This is a genomic window from Enterobacter quasiroggenkampii (genome assembly GCF_043972695.1).
GTDB lineage: Bacteria > Pseudomonadota > Gammaproteobacteria > Enterobacterales > Enterobacteriaceae > Enterobacter > Enterobacter quasiroggenkampii.
The window spans coordinates 1,155,204-1,176,892 of the sequence record NZ_CP143745.1; the positions used below are offsets into that span (position 1 = coordinate 1,155,204).

Genomic DNA, 21,689 nt, shown 5'->3' on the forward strand with positions numbered 1-21,689 from the left:
GTTTGCTGTGTTTGATTCTTCTTGAATGTAAACCTCGAGCCAAAGATTTGAAGTCACAATTAGGCCTTATGAGCTCTGGATTGATATGATTGGTCTGGCATAGAAGAAGTTTACTTTATGCCACGGTCTCCCAAGAGCGTTAATCGTTGTGTAGGTGCTTACACCGAAAGTGGCGAGGAAAACCTCCTTACTTTTGATAGCCGCTAATACATATGCTTTGTACCAAACCATTTTTCATATGCCCTTGGGAAAAATTACTGAACCAGACACTACGTTATTCGTAGCTTCTTTGGAATCTATAAAGCTACGTTTTACGTAGTTTTGCGAGTGTGCTCGAGAATTTTTGAAAATCTTACGTAAAAATCACTCTAGCGGTTGCACTACGTAAAACGTAGTATCTTCTTTGGGCATTAACTACGATTATCGTAGTTATGAAAACTTCCAATTCCCACAATCAGCTCTTCAGTCGACGCCTCAAAGAGGTGCGCTTAGACATGGCGTTATCGCAAAAAAGTCTGGGTATTTTGGCTGGCATAGATGAGTTTGCAGCGAGCGCTCGTATCAATCGCTACGAGAAAGGGGTTCACCAGGCAAGCATCGAAGTCGTCCGGCATCTCGCTAAAGTTCTTGAAGTGCCTGTAGCATACTTCTACACAGAAGATGATGAACTTGCCTCTTTAGTCCGTCTTTGGCCAAAGTTGGACTCGGAGAAGAAAAAAAACATTCTTCAGCAGCTCTAAACAAAATAGAGTACTTCGATGTACTTTCTCCTCTCGAAAGGCTTTCCAGTGATTTAGAACCAAAACCCAGTATTTGTGTCTTGCTTTAATTCGTCTGATTTTATTTTCTGAATCCCCCTCGCAAATTCCAAATTTACCCCACACCAAACTGCTGTATTTATATTCAGTGTAAAGCAGATGAACGCGTTTATGGTTTTAGGTATTGCCTCGCCTGCGCAGCAGTTGAAACAACTTCTAAAACCGTAGCGCGGATAGCGCTCTACCAGCTCAATCAGTGCCTGGATCACCGCTCCATCATCTGGGCATCGAGCTGGTAAAAATAAATCTTCCTGCTCAGCGATAATGTCCTGCAGGCCTAGCGTAAACTCATGGCAAATTGCGCCGTCAGATAGCTGGCGAGTTCACGGATTATCGCTGTTTTTAAAGCTTTTATTTGGTAACGTCTTTCAGAGCCCGGCATTCAAGGCTGAAATAGGCAAACATCTGTTTGGGCGACGATTTTCATCCTCCGGATCTTTGGTTTTTTAAATATCATCTACTTCCATCCCGCCATATTTTGCTTTCCAATTTTAATAGCTGGCCTCAGAGATACAGGCTTCGCGGCAGACATCCTTAACGGCACGTCCGGCTTCGAAGGACTTCAGAACGGCAATGAACTGGTGGTCAGTGAATCGGGCTTTACGCAAGGCGAGCTCCTCAGGCGGACATAATCAGTATGCCGGAAGATCTCTAAAAGTGAATGGTTCGTTTTTGCCGGGATACTTACTCTGCCAGCGGTTCGGTCTCGCCCCTGAGGGTAAATGGTCAACTTGATAAACTTCGCTTCCTGACACACCTCTGATGTTATCGCCTAACAGCCTTACACGTTGTCTTACCACCAGCGGGCTATTGTCTGAAAATCAGAGGTCTCTCGGAAGAAAACCTTCTTATGTCCGATTGCGTAGGAGTACGATAAGCCAACAAATCATTATAGATAAAAGGGTTATCTATGGCTCTACATGGAAAGTTCGTAATTAATGATGCGTACTACTCCCCGTTATCGTTTCCTGGTATAGGCACGTTTTTAGCTTTCTCTGGTAATGGTGCTTACCGTAATCGTGGGGCATGTGGAATGATCCCCAAAGAGGGGCCAGTACCAGCGGGTAAGTACTGGATTGTTGACCGCCCTCAAGGTGGACTCAAGTCACAGCTAAACACAGTGGGAAGAGACATTTATAATCACTTCGCCAATGGCGCAACATTCAAACATTCTGAATGGTTCGCATTATGGCGTGATGATTGGGGGATCGACGATTACACATGGATTGAGAGCGTTAAGCGTGGCAATTTCCGTTTGCATCCAGGCGTACTATCAGAAGGTTGTATCACTCTCCCACATGATTCTGACTTTGCCATGTTGCGTAATGCTCTGTTGAGAAGCCAGAGAATAGATGTTCCTTGCATGAGGAAGCTACAGGCATACGGCACGATTGAGGTGATCTCCAATGGCAAAACATGCCCTTAGTTTATTCATCAAGATAGTGCTTTTCGCTGTTGTTATGCTGATCGTTGCTGAAATGGTTCCGTATGATGGATTAGTTAATTCTATTACGGAGCTTTTCGATTTCCAAAGCGCCGACAAGTTTACCCGCTTCATTTTAGGTGAACCTGATTCAGAAGTTTGGGAATCGTTAGACGGCTACTTTAGCATCTTAATCAATACATTAATCAGCGTACCTGTCATGAGCGCTATTACCACGGCGTACCGTGGCGCGACTCACAAAGTTAGTCCAGCTGGTATCCCCAGAGAGTGGTTCAGTTCCACATTGCGACGGTTAGCTAAAATCTTCGGGTTTACCTTCCTTTTTTGGGCGTTATTTCGCTTGCTGCCTTATCAGTCTTTATTCCCGGATCAAACGTATTCAAATTTCACAATGGCGGCGATTGTGGGCTTTCAGTTGCTCTTAACGATTGTTTGCTACTGGTTCATCACGAAGAAAATCACAACTAAAAGGAGTTTGTAAAATGCCTATTCCGGCTTACATGTGGCTTAAGGACGATGGCGGCGCAGACATTAAAGGAGCTGTAGACGTTCAGGATCGTGAGGGGAGTATAGAGATTGTTGGCTTTAGTCATGGTCTGAACATTCCAGTAGACAGTGCCAACGGGAAGATTACTGGCAAGCGTTCACATTCTCCGATGATGATTGAAAAGGAGTTTGATAGCTCCAGCCCGTACCTATACAAAGCCGTTGCCACCGGTCAAACGTTGAAAAGTGCGGAGATTCGCTGGTATCGCATTAACCATGCAGGACAAGAAGAGTGCTACTTCGTCATGACCATTGAGGGTGTGAAAGTGACGGGCATTAACCCAGGGATGCCAAACGCTAAGATGGCAGGAAACTCGCAGATCAACCACATGGAATCTGTTTCCCTGATGTATGACAAAATCACCTGGCGTTATATTGATGGTAATGTCCAGTATACGGACGATTGGAACGTAAGAGCGTAATAAATAGAAAGGAGGCATTGAGTGCCTCCTCTTTATTAACGCTTATCCTCTCAAAGGAGCCTGTCCGTAATGCTGTGTAACTGCCATCGTATTAAAGGTGATCGCTCAGTCGGTCACCGAACTTGATAATAAAACGACGCATTGCCAGCCCGCAGATCGGCGAATGGTTGCTCTGAGGTCCATGCGGGCGCTCACCTTATATTCTGATAGTCATCACTGCGTAATTTCCCTGACCCAACCCTTTTCCTGAATCCCCCTCGCAAAATTCAAATTTACCCCACTCAAAACCGCTGTATTTATATTCAGACCTGTATAATGAGCACCAGAAATTACGCCGAACGGCAAAGGAAGTATCAAAGAAAATTTAAAGAAGAATTCGCGATATGAAGGTGCTGCAACACCCCCATACCGCTAACCACCACCAACTATCGAGGAGTTGAAAATGGCTGCGACGAATTTTAAGCCAGAGTTTACTGTTTGCAAAACAGAATCAGACGCTTTCACCAGCATGATTGAAAATCGCGAGCTGGTACGCAAAAACAGCGCCTGCCGTCTGCACGGCAACCAGCCCAACGCGGCGCCCGTCCATCCACGCGCGGAAACACCGCAAGACAGTGCAGCCTGCTGCGAACTCTATGCGCGCATAGACATGAAATATCTTCTGCTGGGCGGCGAGTGGTTAACCCGCGCGGGCTTTATCAACGGTATGCCGGTGAAAATCCGCGCCATGAAAGACTGCATTGTGATTACGCCACAGCATACAAGAGAATTATGGGGATGCCTGGAAGGCATGAGTGTGGTGAATATAAATAAGCAGAAAGTCGCCCAGTGGTTAAAAACGTTTCCGGGCGCGTTAAACGACACCGGCGATATTCCGGTAATTAAGCGCAACGCCTGATAAATATCCCGGCCCTGCGCCGGGATATTTATTTAAACCACTTTCAAAACACTGGCACCCCCAGCCCAACCTTCACCTCCCTCAACGTCCCTTGCGTCACCCCCTGCGCCCGTTCCGTCCCGCGCTTCAGCATCGCCATCAACTCACCCTTATCCTGCATATACACCGCCCTCCGCTCCCGCATCGGCGCAATCAGCTCCTGCAGGCACGCCTCCAGCTCGTTCTTACACGCCCGGTCGCCCAGCCCGCCTGCCTGATAGTGCGCCTTCATCGCCGCCACCTTGTCCTTGTCCGGATGAAACGCGTCGAGATACGTAAACACCACGTTCCCCTCAATCTGTCCCGGGTCGCTCACCTTCAGGTGGTTCGGGTCGGTGTACATGGCGCTGACCGCACGGTGAATGGTCTCTTCACTGGCAGAAAGATGCAGCGTGTTGCCCAGCGATTTCGACATCTTGGCGCTGCCGTCGATGCCGGGCAGGCGGCTGGTGTCGCTCAGCATCGCCTTGCAGTGGCGCAGCACCGGGGCGGGCAGCAGGCTGTTCATCTTGTGCACAATCTCGTTGGTCTGCTCAATCATCGGCAGCTGGTCGTCGCCGACGGGCACGCACTCGGCCTTAAACGCGGTGATGTCCGCCGCCTGGCTGATGGGGTAGGCCATAAACCCGACCGGCAGCGAGCGGGCGAAGCCCTTCTGCGCAATCTCGTTTTTCACCGTCGGGTTACGCTCCACGCGGGCGACGGTGACGATGTTCATATACAGCATCGTCAGCTCGGCGAGGGCGGGCAGGGCGGACTGCAGGCAGATGGTGGTCAGGTTCGGGTCGATGCCCGCGGCGAGGTAGTCGGCCAGCACTTCGGGGATGTTGTCGCGGATTTTTTGCGGGTTGCTGCCGTTGTCGGTCAGCCCCTGCAGGTCGGCAATCAGCACAAACTGGCTGTGCGTCTGCTGGAGCGCCACGCGCTGGCGCAGCGATCCGACGAAGTGGCCAAGGTGCAGCGGGCCGGTTGGGCGGTCGCCGGTGAGGATGGTGGGTGCGTTCATAAAGACTCCTTAACGTTGTAATGCCGAAAGGGGTCTTAGATGTGAGAAAGCCGCCTTTCGGCGGCTATCTGAAAATGGGGAAAACTACTCCGTGCCGCCTTTAAGAAGGCAGCCACCAGCGGTTTACGGTGAGCACGGCGTGGTTTATGTTCATCTCTTTACCGTATCACGTCCGGCGCGAAAAACAAAAGGGCACGTCATGCTGCAATCACTCAACCACCTGACCCTCGCGGTCAGCGACCTGCAAAAAAGCGTCACCTTCTGGCACGAACTGCTGGGGCTTGCGCTGCACGCCCGCTGGAATACCGGGGCCTATCTTACCTGCGGCGATCTGTGGGTCTGCCTGTCGTACGATGAGGCGCGCAGGAACGTGCCGCCGCAGGAGAGCGACTACACCCACTACGCGTTTACCGTCGTGGAGGCGGATTTTGAACCGTTCTCGCAAAGGCTTGAGCAGGCGGGCGTCACCGTCTGGAAGCAGAACAAAAGCGAGGGTGCGTCGTTCTATTTTCTCGACCCGGACGGGCACAAGCTGGAGCTGCACGTGGGCAGCCTCGCCGCGCGGCTGGCGGCGTGCCGCGAGAAGCCCTACGCGGGGATGGTGTTTACCTCAGACGAGGCTTGAGGCGCGCACCTTCAGCCTGCCCGCCAGCGTCACGTGTGTGGCGGCATCTTCCTGATTGCACAGGTACTCCACCGCCAGCCGTCCCAGCTCGCTGTAGGGCAGCTGGATACTGGTCAGCGGCGGGGTGAGCTGCTCGGAGATCTTCTGATCGTCGTAGCCCGCCAGCAGCATATCCTGCGGGATGCGCACGCCGTTCACCGCCAGCGCCTGGTAGCAGCCTATCGCCAGCCAGTCGCTGGCGCAGAAGATGGCGTCCGGACGCTCGGCCAGTTCCAGCAGGGAGGTGGTGGCGGTAAAGGACTCGCTGAACTGCCAGTTGGTCTGGCGCACCAGGCCGTCGTCGCACGCGAGTCCGGCCTGCTGCAGCGCCGCCTGGTAGCCCGCCAGACGCTGGCGCGAGGCCTCCATCCAGCTCTCGCCGGTGATGTGGGCGATGCGCGTCGCCCCGCAGGCGATGAGGTGTTTAGTCACCTGGAAGGCGTTGGCGTAGTCGTCCGGGATAAACGACGGCAGCAGCGGCGAGCCGGGGTCGCGCTGGTTGAGCAGCACCAGCGGGATGCGGGTGCAGTCCTGGAACGCCGTCATGTCCACCAGCGTGGTGACCGGAGAGGCGAGAATAATCCCGATGCAGTTGCGCTTCTCCAGCTGGCGGATGATGTTCAGCGCCAGCTCGATGTCGTCGCCGTAGTCGTAGACGGTGAGCTGGGTCTCGTTACGCCACGCCGCTTCCCGCGCCTGGCTGATGGCGTCGATAAACGGGTCGAAGCTCTGCATGGAGCTCACCAGCAGGGCGATCTCTTCCTGGTTGCGCGGGGCGTGAACGGCGGGGAGGCGGTCGTAGCCGAGCTCGGTGGCGACGCCAATCACCCGCTGGCGGGTGTCGTCGCTGAGCTTGATGTTGCGGGACTGGTTGAGCACCAGCGATACCGTCGCCTGCGACACCCCTGCCGCCCGCGCAATATCGTTCATCGTCACTTTCGTTTTTCGCTTCATCCGTCCTCTCCCTTTCGCGACTTCGCATCATACCCTAACCGCGCGCTTTAGCGCCGTCGATCACGTTTCTCATTCATCGAAGCGTGAACTTTGTGAGGGGCATCGCTTTTCTTCGTGCGGGAAATTGCGCATTTATCCCGCAGCTAATATTTATTAGCTAAATATTATCAGTAAGAGGACGCGTAATGAAAGAGCAGTGGAGCAGGGAGCAGGCACAGGCGTGGTATCAGCAGAAGGGCTGGCTGTGCGGGTTTAACTATCTGCCGTCGACGGCGGTGAACTGGACCGATATCTGGCAGGCAGAGACCTTCGACGCCGGGACGATTGACCGCGAGCTGGGCTGGGCGGCGGAGGCTGGCTACAACACCCTGCGCATCAACCTGCCGTTTATCGTCTGGGAGCACGATCGCGACGGGCTGATGGCGCGCATCGACCGCTTTTTGACGATTGCCGACGGCCACGGGTTCAGCACCATGCTGACCCTGATGGACGACTGCGGCTTCTCGGGCGACGAGCCGTACCTCGGCCCGCAAAAGCCGCCGGTGCCGGGCAAGCACAACAGCCAGGCGGCGGCGAGCCCGGGGCGCGACAAGGTGTGCGATCCGGACTGCTGGGCAGACATTGAGCGCTATATCCGCGACGTTGTGCGCCAGTTCCGCGAGGATAAGCGCGTGCTGCTGTGGGATCTCTACAACGAGCCGGGTAACCGCGGCATTTTCGCGACGGGCACGCAGGAGGTGCAGTACGACGCGAAGCTGGAGACCTGCGCCCACGCGCTGATGAAGCTCGCATTCCAGTGGGTGCGTGAAGAAGATCCAACCCAGCCGCTCACCGTCTGCGCGTGGCGCCTGCCGCCGGAAGAGGAGGGCGAGACGTTCTTCCAGCATCCGCTGGACCAGACCGCGCTGGCGCTCTCGGACGTGGTGAGCTTCCACGCCTACACCCACACCGGGCGCATGACGGCGATTATCCAGCAGCTGCAACAGCCTGGTCGCCCGCTGTTCTGCACCGAATGGCTGGCGCGCCACGTGGGCAGCACCATCGAAGAGCAGCTTCCGCTGATGTACGCGGCGAAGGTCGCGCCGTACCAGTGGGGGCTGGTGCGCGGCAAAACCCAGACGTGGCTGCCGTGGCCGGTGGTGATGAAGGAGTCCACGGACTACTGCCGCCTCTGGTTCCACGACGTGTTTGAGGAGAACGGCATTCCGTTCTCGCGCCGTGAAATCGCATTAATGCAGCAGCTGCGCAAGATCGCCCCGAAAGTTCAGGGCTAATAATATCGACCCGGCGGACCACCGCCGGGCAACCAGGCAGGCATATAACAATGGCAACGACAATGAAAATACCGTCTCGCGAGCTGTGGTCTTATTTTGGTTATGGTTTAGGTCAGTGTTTTAGCTTTGGTTTAGTGGGTTCGTTTATTAACTATTTTTACACCGACGTGCTGGGGATCTCGGCGCTGGCGGCGAGCACCATCTTCCTGATTGCCCGCGCGTGGGACGCGGTTCACGATCCGCTGTTTGCCAGCATCATGGACACCATTAACAGCCGGTTCGGCAAGTTTCGCCACTTTTTGCTGATTGCCCCGCTGCTGATCACCGGCGTCACGCTGCTGTCGTTCTATAAAATCGAAGCGGACATGACCACCAAAATCCTCTACGCCGGGGTGACGTATATCCTGTGGGGGACGCTGTACGCCATCTCCGATATCCCGTTCTGGTCTATGTCGTCGGTGATGACCAACGACTCCGGGCAGCGCACCCGCGCGGTGACAGCGGCGATGCTCGGGGTGAACGCCGGGATTGCCTGCGCCAACATCTTCTTCCCGAAGCTGGCGGCCTACTTCGCCCAGTACAGCAATGACAAAGGCTACTTTATGGCGGCGCTGGTGATGATGCTGGTGGGCCTGCCGTTGATGCTCAACGGCTTTATGCAGATCAAAGAGCGCGTGCCGCCGAGCCCGGAAAAGGTGACCATCCGCGACACCTTCCACAACCTGCGCCAGAACAAGCCGCTGTTTATCGTCCTGCTGTCGTTCTTCTTCTGCGTGTTTCACAACGTGGCGGGCGGGCTGTATATCTACTTCTTTATCAACAACCTGGGCGACGGCAGCCTGCAGATGGCGATTGGCGTGATGGGGATTGTCGCGGCGGTGCTGTGCCTGGTTGCCCCGATGCTGACGCGCCGGATGCAGAAGCGGAAGCTGTTTATGATCCTCTGCGGGCTGGACGTGGCGGTGCGCGTGGTGATGTGGTTTGTCGGCTATCAGCAGGTGACGATGCTGTTTATTCTGCTCGGCCTGAGCACGCTGTTCGTGATGATGACCAACATCCTCACCTCGTCGATGATTGCCGACACCATCGAGTACGCGGAGTACCACACCCACAAGCGCTGCGCGGCGATCACTTTCTCCGGGCAGACCTTCACCGGCAAGATGTCGGTGGCGGTAGGCGGCGGGCTCATCGGCGTGTTACTGACGATGATTGGCTACGTGCCGCAGGCGCAAATTCAGAGCGAGAGCGTGCTGTCGGGGCTGTTCTTCGGGATTTGCCTGCTGCCGGCAATAGGCTCGCTGATCCGCATGGGCTTTATGTCGCGCTTTACCTTTACCGAGGAGAAGCACGCGGAGATTTGTCGGCTGCTGGCGGAGCGCAACGCGTCTGCGAAAGCGCCGGGTGGCGGCTGCGCCTTACCCGGCCTACAGAAAATTACAGCGACTTCACAAACGCCAGCAGGTCTTCGTTGAGCTGGTCCTGGTGGGTCAGCGCGAAGCCGTGCGGCGCGTTGTCGTACACCTTCAGCGTGGCGTTTTTGATCATCTCTGCCGCCAGCTTGCCGGTGCTTTCAAACGGCACGATCTGGTCGTTGCTGCCGTGGATCACCAGCGTCGGCACATCGATTTTCGCCATATCCGGGCGGAAGTCGGTTTCGCCGAAGGCGGTCACGCAGTCGATGGTACCCTTCAGGGAGGCCAGCAGGGCGATGTTCAGCGTCTGCGTCAGGGCACCGGCGGAAACGGTCTGTCCGGCGTTGGTGCCGTAGAACGGGGTGGCGAAGTCGCTGATGAACTGGGCGCGATCTTTACGCAGTCCGTCGCGAATGCCGTCGAACACGCTCTGATCCACACCCTGCGGGAAGGAGTCGGATTTGCCAAAGATTGGCGTGACCGCGCCCAGCAGCGCCAGACCGGCCACGCGCGCGCTGCCGTAGTTGTTGATGTAGCGGGTCACGTCGCCGCCGCCCATGGAGAAGCCCACCAGCGTCACGTCCTGCAGGTCCAGGGTGGTGATCAGGTCGTTAATGTCGGACGCAAAGGTGTCGTAGTCGTAACCGTTCCACGGCTGATCCGAGCGGCCAAAGCCGCGACGGTCAAAGGCGATGGCGCGGAAGCCGCGCTCGGCCAGGTAGTTCAGCTGGCTGTCCCACATGTCGCCGTCCAGCGGCCAGCCGTGGCTGAAGAGAACCGGTTTGCCCGCGCCGCCTTCTTTGTAGTAAATCTGCGTGCCGTCTTTTGCCTTAAACGTTGCCATAGTGTGTTCCTGTGCAGGTGATGGTTATGGTTATACCGGCGCGACCAGATAACGAATTGCCGGTGATGTTGTGCCCTGATGAAAAGCCAGAACGCGGCTCTGCAGCAGGAGGTCATTCATGGTGTGGCGCTCCTGCTGGCGCAGATGCTCAATCCAGGAGCCCATCAGGAAGGTCTCGATAAACAGGCCGGGGCGCTCAATATCTTCGTATACCGCCCAGCTCATCGCCCCGGCGCGGCGTCGCACCCGGCGCAGCTCGTGTACCGCCTCCAGGAAGGCTTTTGTGTTGTGCGGGTCGATGATGTACTCGTGCGAGACCAGCACCGGGCCGCGCTCGTTCGGCAGGTCGATCTCCACGCCGTCCAGCGGCTGGCCGCTCAGGTCGAGGTTCAATTCCGGGTCTTTCTCCAGCTTCCAGCGGAACACGGTGGCGCTTGCCAGCACCATCCCCAGCGTGGCGACAACCAGCGCGGTCGGGGTGCCGAACCGGGAGGCTATCTGCCCCCAGATCGCGCTGCCCGTGGTCATCGAGCCGAAGAACACCGTCAGGTAGACCGCCAGCGCCCGGGCCTTCACCCAGCGGGCGGCGCTGCGCTGGGCGCCGAGGTTCAGCGTTGAAAGCACCGCAATCCACGCGAAGCCGGTGAAGAACTCAAACAGGTTGAGCAGCCAGACGTGGCGCACAAACGCCAGCGCCAGCATGGTGAGGGCAAAGACCAGGCTCGCGGCCACCATCAGGCGGTCGGCGTTCAGCCGCTGGCGCAGGCGCGGCAGCAGGATCGCCCCGGCAATCGCCCCCAGGCCAATGCACGCCAGCATCACGCCGTAGCCCGCCGGGCCCAGGCCCAGCTCGCGGCGCGCCACCAGCGGCAGCAGCGCCCAGCCCGCGCTGCCGAAAACGAAGAAGGCCACCGTGCGCACCAGCACGTTGCGCAGCACCGGGGCGGCGTGCACGTAGCGGATGCCGGTGCGCACCGCAGAGAAGAAGTGCTCCGGCGGCAGACGCTGAATGGACGGGGCCGGACGCCAGCGCCACAGTACCCATGCCACGCCCACCACGGACAGCGCGTTCAGGGCAAACACCATCCACGGCCCGGCGAGCGACAGCAGGAAACCGCCCAGCGCGGGGCCAATCGCCCGGCTGATGTTCACCCCGAGCGAGTTCAGCGCCACGGCGGCGCCCAGCTCCGGCTTGCTCACCAGATCGGGCACCACGGCCTGGAACGGCGGCGAGCTCATCGCCGCCCCTACGCTCAGCAGAAACGTCGCCACCAGCAGCACGGTGGGGGTGACGTGTCCGGTGAAGGAGAGCACCGTCAGCCCGGCGGCGGCGATGAACACCCACAGCTGGGAGAAGAGCAGGTATTTACGCCGGTCAACGATGTCCGCCATCACCCCGGACGGCAGGGCGAAGAGGAACATCGGCAGGCTGCTGGCCGCCTGCACCAGCGCGATATCCAGCGGGTCGGCGCTCAGGGTCAGCATGCTCCAGTTGATGCCGACGTCGCTCATCCATGAGCCGACGTTAGAGACCACCGTGGCGATCCACAGCATGCGGAACACCGGCTGGCTCAGCGGCTGCCAGGGTGAAACCGTCGGTGCGGGCGTCGTCTCGACGTGTGCGTCGCGAACGTCGTTAACCTGGGTCATGCGAACCTCTCCGTTGCCTTACGCTGCAGCCGCCACTGACCCGGCCCGGTGAGGGCGAGAGTGGTGAAGATAATCAGCAGCAGCCAGCCAAACTGCCCTTCGGCAATCGACCAGTTCGGGTGGACCGCCAGCATCGCCACCAGCAGCACGGCGATAATCGGCAGGCACGCCAGGCGGGTGTAGACGCCCGCAATGATCAACAGCGGGCAGATCACCTCGGCGACAATCGCCGGGATCAGGCTCGCGTAAGGCCCGAAGCCGAACGGATCTTCAATGCGCATCAGCTCTTCGCTGAAGTGCAGCACCTTCGGCAGGCCGTGCACGTAGAGCAGCAGCAGGCTGCCGGTCAGGCGCAGGAAGAACAGCCCCAGGTCGATCCGGGGCGGCATGGTAGTGTTTTTCATCAGAATGCAAAGCAGCTGCAGCCCAGCGCCCCCCAGAAAGCGTTATCGTCGGACACCGGCATCGCTGACGTGCGGGCGAAATCGTGCTGGTGGCTGTGAACTCCGCACGGGCCGCTGCAGTGGTGAGCCACACTCATACCCACGCGTGCGGCCTGCGGCGGCGCGCTGCGGTAGTGGCCAGGCACCTTGACCACCGGGGACCACTCGGGCAGGACCGGGATGGCCGGCGGCGCGAGCGGGCCAAAGCTGCCCGCGGCGTAGACGATGTCGCCGTTGACCACCGTGAGAACGGACTCGATGCCCTTGATCTCCTCTTCCGGCACGCGGAAGTAGTCTTTGCTCAGCACCGCCAGGTCGGCGAGCTGGCCGACTTTAATCTGCCCCTTCTGGTTCTGCTCGCTGGAGAACCACGCGCTGCCCTGGGTCCAGAGCATCAGGGCGGTATCGCGATCCAGACGGGCACTGTGGTCGTACATCTGCATTCCGCCGACGGTACGGCCGGAGACCAGCCAGTAGAGCGCGGTCCACGGGTTGTAGCTCGCCACGCGGGTGGCGTCCGTCCCTAAGCCCACCGGCACGCCGGTCTCGAGCATTTTCGCCACCGGCGGCGTGTGGCGGGTGGCTTCGATGCCGTAACGCTCGGCAAAGTACTCGCCCTGGAAGGCCATGCGGTGCTGGACGGCAATGCCGCCGCCGAGCGCTTTGATGCGGTCGATGTTGGCCTGTGACACGGTTTCCGCGTGGTCGAAGAACCAGTGCAGGCCGTTGAACGGAATGTCGCGGTTCACCTTCTCGAACACGTCCAGCATGCGGCTGATGGATTCGTTATAGGTGGCGTGCAGGCGGAACGGCCAGCGGTGCTCCACCAGATGGCGTACCACGCGCTCCAGCTCGTCCTCCATGCCCGGCGCGAGATCCGGGCGCGGTTCGAGGAAATCTTCAAAATCGGCGGCAGAGAAGACCAGCATCTCGCCCGCGCCGTTGTGGCGGAAGAAGTCGCTGCCCTGGCCCGGCGTGAGCATGTCGGTCCATTTTTCAAAGTCTTCCAGCTCGTGGCCCGGGCGCTGGGTAAAGAGGTTGTAGGCGATGCGGATGGTCATCTGCTTTTTCGCGTGCAACTCGGCGATCACCTCATAATCTTCCGGGTAGTTCTGGAAGCCGCCGCCCGCGTCGATGGCGCTGGTCAGCCCCAGACGGTTGAGCTCGCGCATGAACTGGCGGGTGGAGTTGACCTGCTGCTCCAGCGGCAGCTTCGGCCCTTTGGCCAGTGTGGCGTAGAGGATCATGGCGTTCGGACGGGCAATCAGCATCCCGGTCGGGTTGCCGTTGGCGTCGCGCTGGATCTCCCCGCCCGGCGGGTTTGGCGTGTCTTTGGTGTAGCCGACCACCTTCAGCGCGGCGCGGTTGAGCAGGGCGCGGTCGTACAGGTGCAGGATGAAGACCGGGGTATCCGGCGCGGCGTCGTTAATTTCGTCGAGGGTTGGCATGCGGCGCTCGGCAAACTGGAACTCGGTCCAGCCGCCCACCACGCGCACCCACTGCGGCGACGGGGTGCGCAGCGCCTGCTCTTTCAGCATCCGCAGGGCGTCGGCCAGGGAGGGCACGCCTTCCCAGCGCAGCTCGAGGTTGTAGTTCAGCCCGCCGCGGATCAGGTGCAGGTGCGAGTCGTTGAGGCCAGGGATGGCGGTGTGGCCTTTCAAATCCACTACTTTGGTGGCGTCGCCGTGGTGTTGCATCACCTCGGCGACGGTACCCACTTCCAGAAATTTTCCGTCGCGCACGGCAACGGCTTCCGCGACAGGATTCTCGCGATCGACGGTATGAAACTGGCCGTTAACCAGAATGAGATCGGCTTTACCGAGGGTAACCATAACTGCTCCTGACTGAGAGGGGAATGGTCAGGATTATGGGAACCGGTTTCGGCAAAGATCCAGTTATACAATAGGATAGGTATACCAAAGTATAACTATACCTAAGGTTAACTATACGAAGAGATAATTACGCGCGGAGAAGGAAAACCGCAGGATGAGGGTGACTTTATCGCCGCGGTGCTCGCGGCGATTTCTACCCTTAACCACTGGAAAATGCTATGACCTCTTCAAAGCTCGAAGTGTTAACCCCTGCGAACTGTCAGATCATCTTTATCGATCATCAGCCACAGATGGCGTTTGGCGTGCAGTCGATTGACCGCCAGGTGCTGAAAAACAACACCGTGGCGCTGGCGAAAGCGGCTAAGGTGTTCAACATCCCGACCATCATCACCACCGTAGAGACCGAAAGCTTCTCCGGCAATACCTATCCTGAGCTGCTGGACGTGTTCCCGGGTCAGGACATTCTGGAGCGTACCTCCATGAACTCCTGGGACGACCAGAAGGTGCGCGATGCGCTGAAGGCCAACGGCAAGAAGAAGGTCGTGGTGGCCGGTCTGTGGACCGAAGTGTGCAACAACAGCTTTGCCCTGTGCGCGATGCTGGAAGGCGACTACGAAATTTATATGGTGGCGGATGCGTCCGGCGGTACCTCCAAAGAAGCCCACGACTACGCGATGCAGCGCATGATCCAGGCGGGCGTGATCCCGGTGACCTGGCAGCAGGTAATGCTGGAGTGGCAGCGCGACTGGGCGCGTAAAGAGACCTACACCGCGGTGATGGACATCGTGCGCGAGCACTCCGGCGCGTACGGCATGGGCGTGGATTACGCCTACACCATGGTGCATAAAGCGCCGTCTCGCCAGAAGAGCGAGCACCGCACCTTAGCGCCGGTCCCGGCTCGCTAAGTCCCGTCGGCGGGCTGGTCCCTCATCCGGCTCGCCGCTGCCTCTTTCTCTGGAGTTCACGATGAGTACTGGGCTGATATCCCTTGCGGCAGGCGTGTTGATTGGCCTGATGTATGCCGTGCTGAAGGTGCGCTCCCCCGCGCCGCCCGCGCTGGCGCTGATTGGTCTGCTGGGGATGCTGGCGGGTGAACAGGCGACGCGCCATCTCTTATCCCGCGACGGCGCCCCACCTCCTCAGGTGACCGTTCCGCAGGCGGCATCGCAGACGGGAGCGTCATCATGAAAGCATGGATAATTTCGCTGGTGTGCGGCGTAGTTGCTGGGGTAATTTACGCTCTGCTCGACGTCCATTCCCCGGCACCGCCGGTTGTCGCCCTGCTAGGCCTGTTTGGCATGCTGGTGGGCGAACAGCTTATCCCGGTGGGACGACGTTTACTGAGTCGCGAACCGCTCACCCTCGCCTGGTTTCGTCACGAATGCGTACCGAAAATCAGCGGCACGGCGCCCCCTGCGCCCGCGAAGGACCCTCGCAACGTTAAATGACTGGTTAGAGGAATAACAGCATGACGCTGCCGTGGCGCATTGCCATCATTGATGACGAACGTTCCGTCCGCAGCGGGTTGAGTAATCTCCTGGAGTCGGAAGGCTATTCAACCGACACGTTTGATTCGGCAGAGGTATTTCTGAGCCATCCGCTTGCCCTGTCCGGCGCGGCGCTGGTGATCACCGATATCAAGCTCCGGGGCATGAGCGGCCTTGAGCTGTTTGACAAGCTGCGGCTGCTGGCCGTACCGCCTCCGCCCGTGCTTTTTATCTCCGGTCATGCTGATGAAAATATGCAGCGGTACGCTCTCGGTCTGGGCGCCGCTGCTTTTTTGCGTAAGCCGATTAACATCGATATTCTGCTGGATCATATTCAGCGGGAGCTGGCCCGCCGACAATAAGGATCGCGGATGAACGAACACGAGCAGCCTGCATTCTGGCCCGCCCAGGGAAATCTTCACCAGGGGCGGGTTTTTGTCCTTAAAGAGGATGTGATTTTTACCGTGCTGGCGCAGGAGGGCGGAATTGCCTGGATGCATGCGCGACATCCTCATTCCGGCGGCTCGTTCATTATCGCCACCGCGGTCAGCGATGAAGAGGAAGAGCGTGCCACCCGGCTGCTGAAAAACGAGTTTGCGCTGCGTGACGCGCTGCAGGACAGCTGGGCCATACGCGCCGTCGCGTCCACCCAGTACCGGGGACGCTTCGCGCTGGTGTACGCCCCGTTTTCGTTTGAGTTGCTGGCGCGGCGCGCGGGCAGAGCGATCTCGGGGATCGCGCGCTTTATCGAGCTGGCGATCCAGATCTGCGTTCCTCTGCGCCAGATGCATCTGCAAAACCTGATCCACGGCGATATCAAGCCCGGCAATATTTTTGTTCATCACGATGCCACCTGCCGTCTGGGCAGCTTTGGCCTTTCATGCAGCCTCTCCGGCGCCTTCGCGCAGACCCGGCTTGCCATTTCAGGCGGCACGCCAGCGTATATGTCCCCGGAGCACACCTCCCGCACCCAGCGCCCCGTCGATGGTCGCAGCGATCTCTACAGCCTCGGCGTGGTGCTGTATGAACTCCTGACCGGACGCCTGCCGTTTGAACTGGGGGAGGACGATCGGACCAACTGGGCGCATTACCATATTGCCTCGGCACCGCTGGCCCCGGATGCGATACGCCCGGACGTGCCGGGAATGCTGTCGACCATCATCCTGAAGCTGCTGGAGAAGCACCCCGATAACCGCTACCAGACGGTTGACGGGCTGATTGCCGACCTCCGCCGCTGCCAGGCGACGTTGACCGGTGAGGGCGAGATCGTTGCCTTTACCCCCGGCCAGCAGGACCGCACCCCGGCGATTCTTCTGGCGGACTCGCTGTTCGCGACGCATCCGCAGGCGAATGACGTCATTGCCGCGTTTGAGCGGGTGGGGCAGAACCGCGTGCCGGAGCTGGTGACCATCGGCGGGCCGTCGGGGATCGGCAAATCCTCCATCATTGCGACGGCGTTAAAAACGCTCCAGCAGCGTACGGTGCTGCTGGCGGTGGGCAAAGTGGATCAGTTTTCACCGTCATTACCCTACGGCGTATTAAGCTCCGCATTCCGCCCCCTGACCCTGCACCTGCTGGGCCTGCCAGCAGACGAGGTGGCGAAATGGAAAATCCGTCTTTCTCGCGCCCTGGAAGGACACGAGGCGCTGGCCGTGAGCCTCGTGCCCGAGCTGGGCCTGCTGCTTGAGCGCAAGCCGCGCTTCCCGGCGGATACGTTTTCCATTGATGCCCGGGCGCGCTTCAGCCATATGGTGCTGGCGCTGGTGAAAACCTTTGCCTCGCAGGGCTGCCCGCTGGTGCTGGTACTCGACGATCTCCAGTGGAGCGACGCCGCCAGCCTGCATACGCTCAACTACCTGCTGGTGAACTGCGGTGCGATCCCGCTGCTGGTGGTTGTGGCGCACCGCGACATCGGTTCGTTGTCCGAACCCGCACTGCAACAGCAGCTGGCGAGCCTGCCGGAGGCGGCACAGCACGCGAGCGAAATTGTCCCGCAGGCGCTCTCTGTCAAAGCCGTGTCCCGCTGGCTGGGGACGGTATTTCGTACCCGCAGCACGGCGACGACCGACCTCGCCACGCTGATCCATGAAAAGACCGGGGGCAACCCGCTCTTTGTACACGAATTTTTCCGCCGCATCGTCGATGACGGGCTGGTGGTGCACAACAAATATCAGGACAAGTGGCACTACGATCTGCAGGCGATCCGCGCCCGGCATTACACCGAAAACGTCGTCACCCTGGTGCTGGAGAAGCTGGAAGAGTTGCCCGACGAGACGCGTCGCCTGCTGGGCAGCCTTGCCTGCCTCGGCGGCACGGGCGAAATGGAGATGATCTGCCGCGTGGTTGGTATATCGATGGCGGAAATGCGCTACGCGCTGCATCCGGCGGTCATGGCGCAGCTGATCGTGCTGACGGAGAAAGCGTACTCCTTCACCCACGACCGGGTGCAGGAGGCCGCCTTTGCGCTGCTGGATCGGCATGAGAAAAGCCATCTTCATCTGACCACCGCCAGCCTGCTGGCCGACGCCGCGCGGCAGGCGGCGGGGAACGAGCTGCTGTTCCGCGCCGTACATCACGTCACGGCCGCGCTGGACAGCATCCAGCCTGCCCCGCAGCGCCAGATGTTCCGCGAGCTGAGCCTGCTGGCCGCGCGACGCGCGAAACGCTCGGGGGATTATCTCTCGGCGCTAAGCTATATCCAGACAGCCCGAGCGCTGGGCAACGCCGGGACGGTGTCAGACTTTATGCTCGATATCGAAGAGGCGGGCTGCGAGTTTGCGCTGGGGCACCTGGCGCGCACCCGCGAGCTGTGTGACGCCATTCTCGGGTGCCCCGGCGGGCTGACCGAAAAGGCGCTGGCGGCCAATCTGCTGGTGGAAGTGTACATTCGCCAGTCGGACAGCCGTCTGGCGCTGGAGGCGGCGCTCTGCTGGCTGGGGGTCTTTGGTATTCAGATCGGCCGCTATCCGGAAGATGCCGACTGCGACGAGGCCTGGGAACACTTCTGTAACCGCGCGGGCGACGCGCCGCAAACCCTGTTTGCCCCGCTCTCGCGGATGGATAACCCGGAAACCGAAGCGGTGATGAACCTGCTCTACAGCGCCAGCATTTGCGCCAGCTTCATCTGTCCGCGCCTGCACTTTTTACTGCTTTGCCGCATGATGCACCTGACGCTCGACCACGGTATTACCGGCGCCTCCACCACGGCGATGGCCTGGTTTGGCGTGCTGATGGGCCACCGCTACGCCGAGTATCGCCTCGGCTTCCAGTACGGCACGCTGGCCCGCGAACTGGTGAATCGCCACGGCTACGACGCATTCGAAGCTAAAACCCTGCTGCCGCTCGACCAGCTCAGCGTCTGGACCCAGCCTTTATCGTTTACCATCGAGTGCGCGAAGGCCTGCTTTACCTCGGCGGTGACCCACGGGGATATGACGATGGCCTGCTTTGCGGCCTGCCACCAGGTCATTAATTTCCTCTCCCGGGGCGATCACCTGGACGGGGTGCTGACCAGCATCGATCGCGGCCTGGCGTTCGTGCGTAAAACCCACTTCCAGGACGTGGAGACCATTTTGATGGTCCAGCGCGGCTACGTAGAGTTCCTGCGCACGCCGGTTATCGGCACCTGGACCGCATCGCAGGTGCTGCCGGAGGCGCTGCTGCCCGCGTCGCCGGAGCAGGCACCGGAGCAGACCTCCACCATGCTGTTCTGGTACTGGCTCTACCGCGGCATGGCGCATTTTACCTGTGGGGAGTATGCCGACGCGCAGGCGGATCTGGAGATGGCGGGGTGGTACGCGTGGTCTGCGCCAGGGCACATCCATCTGCTGGATTACCATCTTTACAGCGCGCTGGCGCTTTCGCGTCAGTTAACGCCGGAGACCTTCTCGGCGAACCACCGCCGCAGCATTCACGCCCACTATGACAAAATCGCCCTCTGGGCGCGCATTAATCCCGGCACGTTCGCGGATAAAGAGGCGCTGATCTACGCCGAAATCGTGCGTCTGGACGGGATGAACAGCATCGCGCTTGAGCAGTACGAGAAGGCGGTCCGGCTCTCCCGCGAGGGCGGGTTTAATCCGATTAATGCCCTGGCTCACGAGCTGGCGGGCCGCTTTGCGCTGGCCTGCGGCTATCCAACCGCCTCGGACGCACACTTCCGTGGCGCAATTGCCGCCTGGGGCCGGGCGGGCGCGCAGGCCAAGGTGCGCCAGCTGGAGCAGGATTTCCCGCATCTGCTGGCCTCCGGGCAGGCGAGCGCCTATGACACGGTGGCGTTCGCCCAGAACGAGACGATCCGCGATCTGCAGAGCGTCATCAAAGCCTCCCGCGCGCTGTCTGAAGAGATCAACCTCGAGCGCTTAATTGAAAACCTGATGACGATCCTCCTCGAACGCGCCGGGGCGCAGCGCGGCCTGCTGCTTCGCGTGAGCGATAACCTGATCCCGGAGATCGAGGCCAGCGCCTGGACCAGCACCGAAGGCGTGCGGGTGCGGATTCTGAAAGACGTGCCGACGGCGACCGACATGCCCCTGTCGGTGCTGGCGGCGGTGATCCGCACCGGGCAGGAGATCCGCACCGGTAAGCCGGAGGAGTTTCACCCCTTCAGCCAGGATCCCTATCTGGTGACCTCGGGAGCGGCCGTCATGTGCGTCCCGATGTTCAAACAGGCGCGGCTGGTGGGCGTGCTCTACCTGGAAAACCGCCTGATGCCGGAGGTTTTCACCGCCGAGCATTCTCGCGTGGTGAGCCTGCTGGGGGCGCAGGCCGCGGTCTCCCTGGAGACGGCGCGGCTGTACGCCGAGCTGCTGGGGGAGAACATCCAGCGCCGTCGGGTGGAAAAAGAGCTGCGCGCCAGCCAGACCTCGCTGATGCTGGGCGAGCAGATCAGCCACACCGGCAGCTGGCGCTGGGAGCTGGAGCAGGATCTGATGTTTGTCTCGGAGGAGTACGCCCGCATCCTCGGCCTGCCCGAGCAGCAAAAGATGATCTCCATGGCGGAGTTTTTGACCTTCGTCCATGAAGACGACTATGCCCGCATCAGCACCATCGTCACGCAGAGCGTGCGCGAAGGGCTCTCCATGCGCGCGGAGTTTCGGGTGAAGCGTACCGACGGTTCAACGCGCTATATCCTCGGGATTGGCGATCCGGTTGGCGTGGGCAGCGAGGTGAACGAGTATTACGGCATCATCACCGATATCACCAGCCAGCGCGCCGCGGAGGATGCCATGCGGGTGGCGCAGGCGGATCTGGCGAGGGTGTCCCGCGCCACCACCGTCGGGCAACTGACCTCCTCCATCGCCCATGAGATCAACCAGCCGCTGATGTCGATCGTCTCTAACGCCGGAGCGAGCCTGCGCTGGCTCAGCCGGGAGCCGGCCCGGCTGGATAAAGTGCGGGAAGGGCTGGAAGAGATCGCCGCGGAAGGCGCGCGGGCGGGGGAGATCATTCGCAGCATCCAGTCCCTGACGCGCAAGCAGGATCCCACCTTCTCGCGCATCGATCTGCACTATCTGATCCACCATATCATCGCGCTCTCCCGCAGCGAGCTGGAGCAGCGACACATTAGCGTTGATTACCTGTTGAAGGCGCAGGACAGCTTTATCACTGGCGATAACGTGCAGATCCAGCAGGTGCTGCTTAACCTGGTGATGAACGCCGTTGAGGCGATGGCCGAGGTGAAGGATCGCGCCTGCACCATCACCCTCAGCACCAGCAACGCGGACGGGAAAGCGATCGTTGAGATCGCCGATACCGGGAGCGGCATTGAGCCCGAGCGGCTGGAGCAGATTTTTGACTCGTTCTACTCCACAAAGCCACAGGGGATGGGGATGGGGCTGACCATCAGCGCCAGCATCATTGAGCGCCACTGCGGGAAGCTGAGCGCGCGCCGCCGGGAGCCTTACGGCACGGTGTTTGCCTTTGCGCTGCCGCTGGCGGTACAGGAAGGGTAAAC

At 59.6% G+C, this 21,689-nt stretch carries 19 protein-coding genes and 1 pseudogene; 13 read left to right on the forward strand and 7 right to left on the reverse strand.

The genetic code is table 11. The annotated features are described in order from the left end of the window. Positions 1 to 431: 431 nt before the first annotated feature. Positions 432 to 740 (forward strand): helix-turn-helix domain-containing protein, encoded by a 309-nt coding sequence (locus V1572_RS05510; protein ID WP_095441787.1) that lies wholly within the window; start codon positions 432 to 434, stop codon positions 738 to 740. A 132-nt stretch (positions 741 to 872) separates the two neighbouring features. Here V1572_RS05510 and V1572_RS05515 read toward each other — a convergent pair. Continuing rightward, positions 873 to 1,426: pseudogene (locus V1572_RS05515) on the reverse strand (transposase); the annotation flags it as partial. A gap of 302 nt (positions 1,427 to 1,728) precedes the next feature. Between V1572_RS05515 and V1572_RS05520 the strand changes: the two are divergent. The 4 genes from V1572_RS05520 to V1572_RS05535 all read left to right on the forward strand — a co-directional run bounded on the left by V1572_RS05520 (position 1,729) and on the right by V1572_RS05535 (position 4,128). Continuing rightward, positions 1,729 to 2,244, forward strand: a complete 516-nt coding sequence (locus V1572_RS05520) for a DUF2778 domain-containing protein (protein ID WP_071788967.1) — start codon at positions 1,729 to 1,731, stop codon at positions 2,242 to 2,244. Then, positions 2,225 to 2,743, forward strand: coding sequence for a hypothetical protein (locus tag V1572_RS05525; protein ID WP_179366891.1), 519 nt, complete (start codon positions 2,225 to 2,227; stop codon positions 2,741 to 2,743). Before V1572_RS05520 ends, V1572_RS05525 begins: the two co-directional genes overlap by 20 nt. Position 2,744: 1 nt before the next feature. Continuing rightward, positions 2,745 to 3,230, forward strand: coding sequence for an Hcp family type VI secretion system effector (locus V1572_RS05530; protein WP_395299764.1), 486 nt, complete (start codon positions 2,745 to 2,747; stop codon positions 3,228 to 3,230). 442 nt (positions 3,231 to 3,672) lie between these two features. Continuing rightward, positions 3,673 to 4,128 (forward strand): SymE family type I addiction module toxin, encoded by a 456-nt coding sequence (locus tag V1572_RS05535; RefSeq protein WP_395299765.1) that lies wholly within the window; start codon positions 3,673 to 3,675, stop codon positions 4,126 to 4,128. A 43-nt stretch (positions 4,129 to 4,171) separates the two neighbouring features. On the opposite strand, the gene trpS is transcribed toward V1572_RS05535, so the two are convergent. Further along, complete coding sequence (gene trpS / locus V1572_RS05540; protein WP_196347068.1) at positions 4,172 to 5,173, reverse strand: tryptophan--tRNA ligase; 1,002 nt, start codon at positions 5,171 to 5,173, stop codon at positions 4,172 to 4,174. A 199-nt stretch (positions 5,174 to 5,372) separates the two neighbouring features. On the opposite strand from trpS, the gene fosA reads away from it, so the two are divergent. Then, positions 5,373 to 5,798 carry a FosA/FosA2 family fosfomycin resistance glutathione transferase gene (fosA, locus tag V1572_RS05545; RefSeq protein WP_196347066.1) on the forward strand — a complete coding sequence of 142 codons (426 nt, stop codon included), beginning with the start codon at positions 5,373 to 5,375 and terminating at the stop codon, positions 5,796 to 5,798. Here fosA and V1572_RS05550 read toward each other — a convergent pair. Next, positions 5,784 to 6,791, reverse strand: coding sequence for a LacI family DNA-binding transcriptional regulator (locus V1572_RS05550; RefSeq protein ID WP_196347064.1), 1,008 nt, complete (start codon positions 6,789 to 6,791; stop codon positions 5,784 to 5,786). The two genes, fosA and V1572_RS05550, sit on opposite strands and share 15 nt — an antisense overlap. A 185-nt stretch (positions 6,792 to 6,976) precedes the next feature. Here V1572_RS05550 and V1572_RS05555 point away from each other — a divergent pair, with 185 nt between their 5' ends. Next, positions 6,977 to 8,065, forward strand: coding sequence for a cellulase family glycosylhydrolase (locus tag V1572_RS05555; protein ID WP_196347062.1), 1,089 nt, complete (start codon positions 6,977 to 6,979; stop codon positions 8,063 to 8,065). A 50-nt stretch (positions 8,066 to 8,115) separates the two neighbouring features. Then, a complete protein-coding gene (locus V1572_RS05560) occupies positions 8,116 to 9,537 on the forward strand; it encodes an MFS transporter (protein WP_395299766.1) in 1,422 nt (473 codons plus the stop codon). On the opposite strand, the gene V1572_RS05565 is transcribed toward V1572_RS05560, so the two are convergent. Genes V1572_RS05565 through V1572_RS05580 form a run of 4 tightly spaced genes read right to left on the reverse strand, consistent with a single transcriptional unit; the run spans position 9,500 to position 14,246 of the window. Further along, complete coding sequence (locus tag V1572_RS05565) at positions 9,500 to 10,321, reverse strand: alpha/beta fold hydrolase (protein ID WP_032675870.1); 822 nt, start codon at positions 10,319 to 10,321, stop codon at positions 9,500 to 9,502. The genes V1572_RS05560 and V1572_RS05565 overlap by 38 nt on opposite strands. 30 nt (positions 10,322 to 10,351) lie before the next feature. Continuing rightward, positions 10,352 to 11,971, reverse strand: coding sequence for an MFS transporter (locus V1572_RS05570; protein ID WP_248272797.1), 1,620 nt, complete (start codon positions 11,969 to 11,971; stop codon positions 10,352 to 10,354). After that, complete coding sequence (locus tag V1572_RS05575; protein WP_229226427.1) at positions 11,968 to 12,375, reverse strand: DoxX family protein; 408 nt, start codon at positions 12,373 to 12,375, stop codon at positions 11,968 to 11,970. The genes V1572_RS05570 and V1572_RS05575 overlap by 4 nt, the downstream gene beginning before the upstream one ends. Further along, the gene (locus tag V1572_RS05580) at positions 12,375 to 14,246 is read right to left on the reverse strand and encodes an amidohydrolase (protein WP_395299767.1); all 1,872 of its coding nucleotides are present in this window, start codon (positions 14,244 to 14,246) and stop codon (positions 12,375 to 12,377) included. The genes V1572_RS05575 and V1572_RS05580 overlap by 1 nt, the downstream gene beginning before the upstream one ends. Positions 14,247 to 14,464: 218 nt before the next feature. On the opposite strand from V1572_RS05580, the gene V1572_RS05585 reads away from it, so the two are divergent. The 5 genes from V1572_RS05585 to V1572_RS05605 all read left to right on the forward strand — a co-directional run bounded on the left by V1572_RS05585 (position 14,465) and on the right by V1572_RS05605 (position 21,687). Then, entirely contained in the window at positions 14,465 to 15,151 is a 687-nt protein-coding gene (locus V1572_RS05585) for a hydrolase (protein ID WP_008501349.1), read from the forward strand. A 61-nt stretch (positions 15,152 to 15,212) separates the two neighbouring features. Continuing rightward, positions 15,213 to 15,434 carry a DUF1427 family protein gene (locus V1572_RS05590; protein WP_024909508.1) on the forward strand — a complete coding sequence of 74 codons (222 nt, stop codon included), beginning with the start codon at positions 15,213 to 15,215 and terminating at the stop codon, positions 15,432 to 15,434. Beyond that, complete coding sequence (locus V1572_RS05595; RefSeq protein WP_395299768.1) at positions 15,431 to 15,694, forward strand: XapX domain-containing protein; 264 nt, start codon at positions 15,431 to 15,433, stop codon at positions 15,692 to 15,694. Before V1572_RS05590 ends, V1572_RS05595 begins: the two co-directional genes overlap by 4 nt. A gap of 20 nt (positions 15,695 to 15,714) precedes the next feature. After that, positions 15,715 to 16,095 carry a response regulator transcription factor gene (locus V1572_RS05600; RefSeq protein WP_008501346.1) on the forward strand — a complete coding sequence of 127 codons (381 nt, stop codon included), beginning with the start codon at positions 15,715 to 15,717 and terminating at the stop codon, positions 16,093 to 16,095. Positions 16,096 to 16,104: 9 nt separating this feature from the next. Next, positions 16,105 to 21,687, forward strand: coding sequence for an ATP-binding protein (locus V1572_RS05605; protein WP_395299769.1), 5,583 nt, complete (start codon positions 16,105 to 16,107; stop codon positions 21,685 to 21,687). The last annotated feature ends 2 nt before the right edge of the window (positions 21,688 to 21,689 follow it).

Coding starts and splice junctions, on each gene's coding strand:
- V1572_RS05555 (WP_196347062.1), top strand. CDS start 6,977: ATGAAAGAGCAGTGGAGCAGGGAGCAGGCACAGGCGTGGTATCAGCAG.
- V1572_RS05575 (WP_229226427.1), bottom strand. CDS start 12,375: ATGAAAAACACTACCATGCCGCCCCGGATCGACCTGGGGCTGTTCTTC.
- V1572_RS05530 (WP_395299764.1), top strand. CDS start 2,745: ATGCCTATTCCGGCTTACATGTGGCTTAAGGACGATGGCGGCGCAGAC.
- V1572_RS05560 (WP_395299766.1), top strand. CDS start 8,116: ATGGCAACGACAATGAAAATACCGTCTCGCGAGCTGTGGTCTTATTTT.
- trpS (WP_196347068.1), bottom strand. CDS start 5,173: ATGAACGCACCCACCATCCTCACCGGCGACCGCCCAACCGGCCCGCTG.
- fosA (WP_196347066.1), top strand. CDS start 5,373: ATGCTGCAATCACTCAACCACCTGACCCTCGCGGTCAGCGACCTGCAA.
- V1572_RS05605 (WP_395299769.1), top strand. CDS start 16,105: ATGAACGAACACGAGCAGCCTGCATTCTGGCCCGCCCAGGGAAATCTT.
- V1572_RS05520 (WP_071788967.1), top strand. CDS start 1,729: ATGGCTCTACATGGAAAGTTCGTAATTAATGATGCGTACTACTCCCCG.
- V1572_RS05550 (WP_196347064.1), bottom strand. CDS start 6,791: ATGAAGCGAAAAACGAAAGTGACGATGAACGATATTGCGCGGGCGGCA.
- V1572_RS05565 (WP_032675870.1), bottom strand. CDS start 10,321: ATGGCAACGTTTAAGGCAAAAGACGGCACGCAGATTTACTACAAAGAA.
- V1572_RS05600 (WP_008501346.1), top strand. CDS start 15,715: ATGACGCTGCCGTGGCGCATTGCCATCATTGATGACGAACGTTCCGTC.
- V1572_RS05525 (WP_179366891.1), top strand. CDS start 2,225: ATGGCAAAACATGCCCTTAGTTTATTCATCAAGATAGTGCTTTTCGCT.
- V1572_RS05590 (WP_024909508.1), top strand. CDS start 15,213: ATGAGTACTGGGCTGATATCCCTTGCGGCAGGCGTGTTGATTGGCCTG.
- V1572_RS05585 (WP_008501349.1), top strand. CDS start 14,465: ATGACCTCTTCAAAGCTCGAAGTGTTAACCCCTGCGAACTGTCAGATC.
- V1572_RS05570 (WP_248272797.1), bottom strand. CDS start 11,971: ATGACCCAGGTTAACGACGTTCGCGACGCACACGTCGAGACGACGCCC.
- V1572_RS05510 (WP_095441787.1), top strand. CDS start 432: ATGAAAACTTCCAATTCCCACAATCAGCTCTTCAGTCGACGCCTCAAA.
- V1572_RS05580 (WP_395299767.1), bottom strand. CDS start 14,246: ATGGTTACCCTCGGTAAAGCCGATCTCATTCTGGTTAACGGCCAGTTT.
- V1572_RS05595 (WP_395299768.1), top strand. CDS start 15,431: ATGAAAGCATGGATAATTTCGCTGGTGTGCGGCGTAGTTGCTGGGGTA.
- V1572_RS05535 (WP_395299765.1), top strand. CDS start 3,673: ATGGCTGCGACGAATTTTAAGCCAGAGTTTACTGTTTGCAAAACAGAA.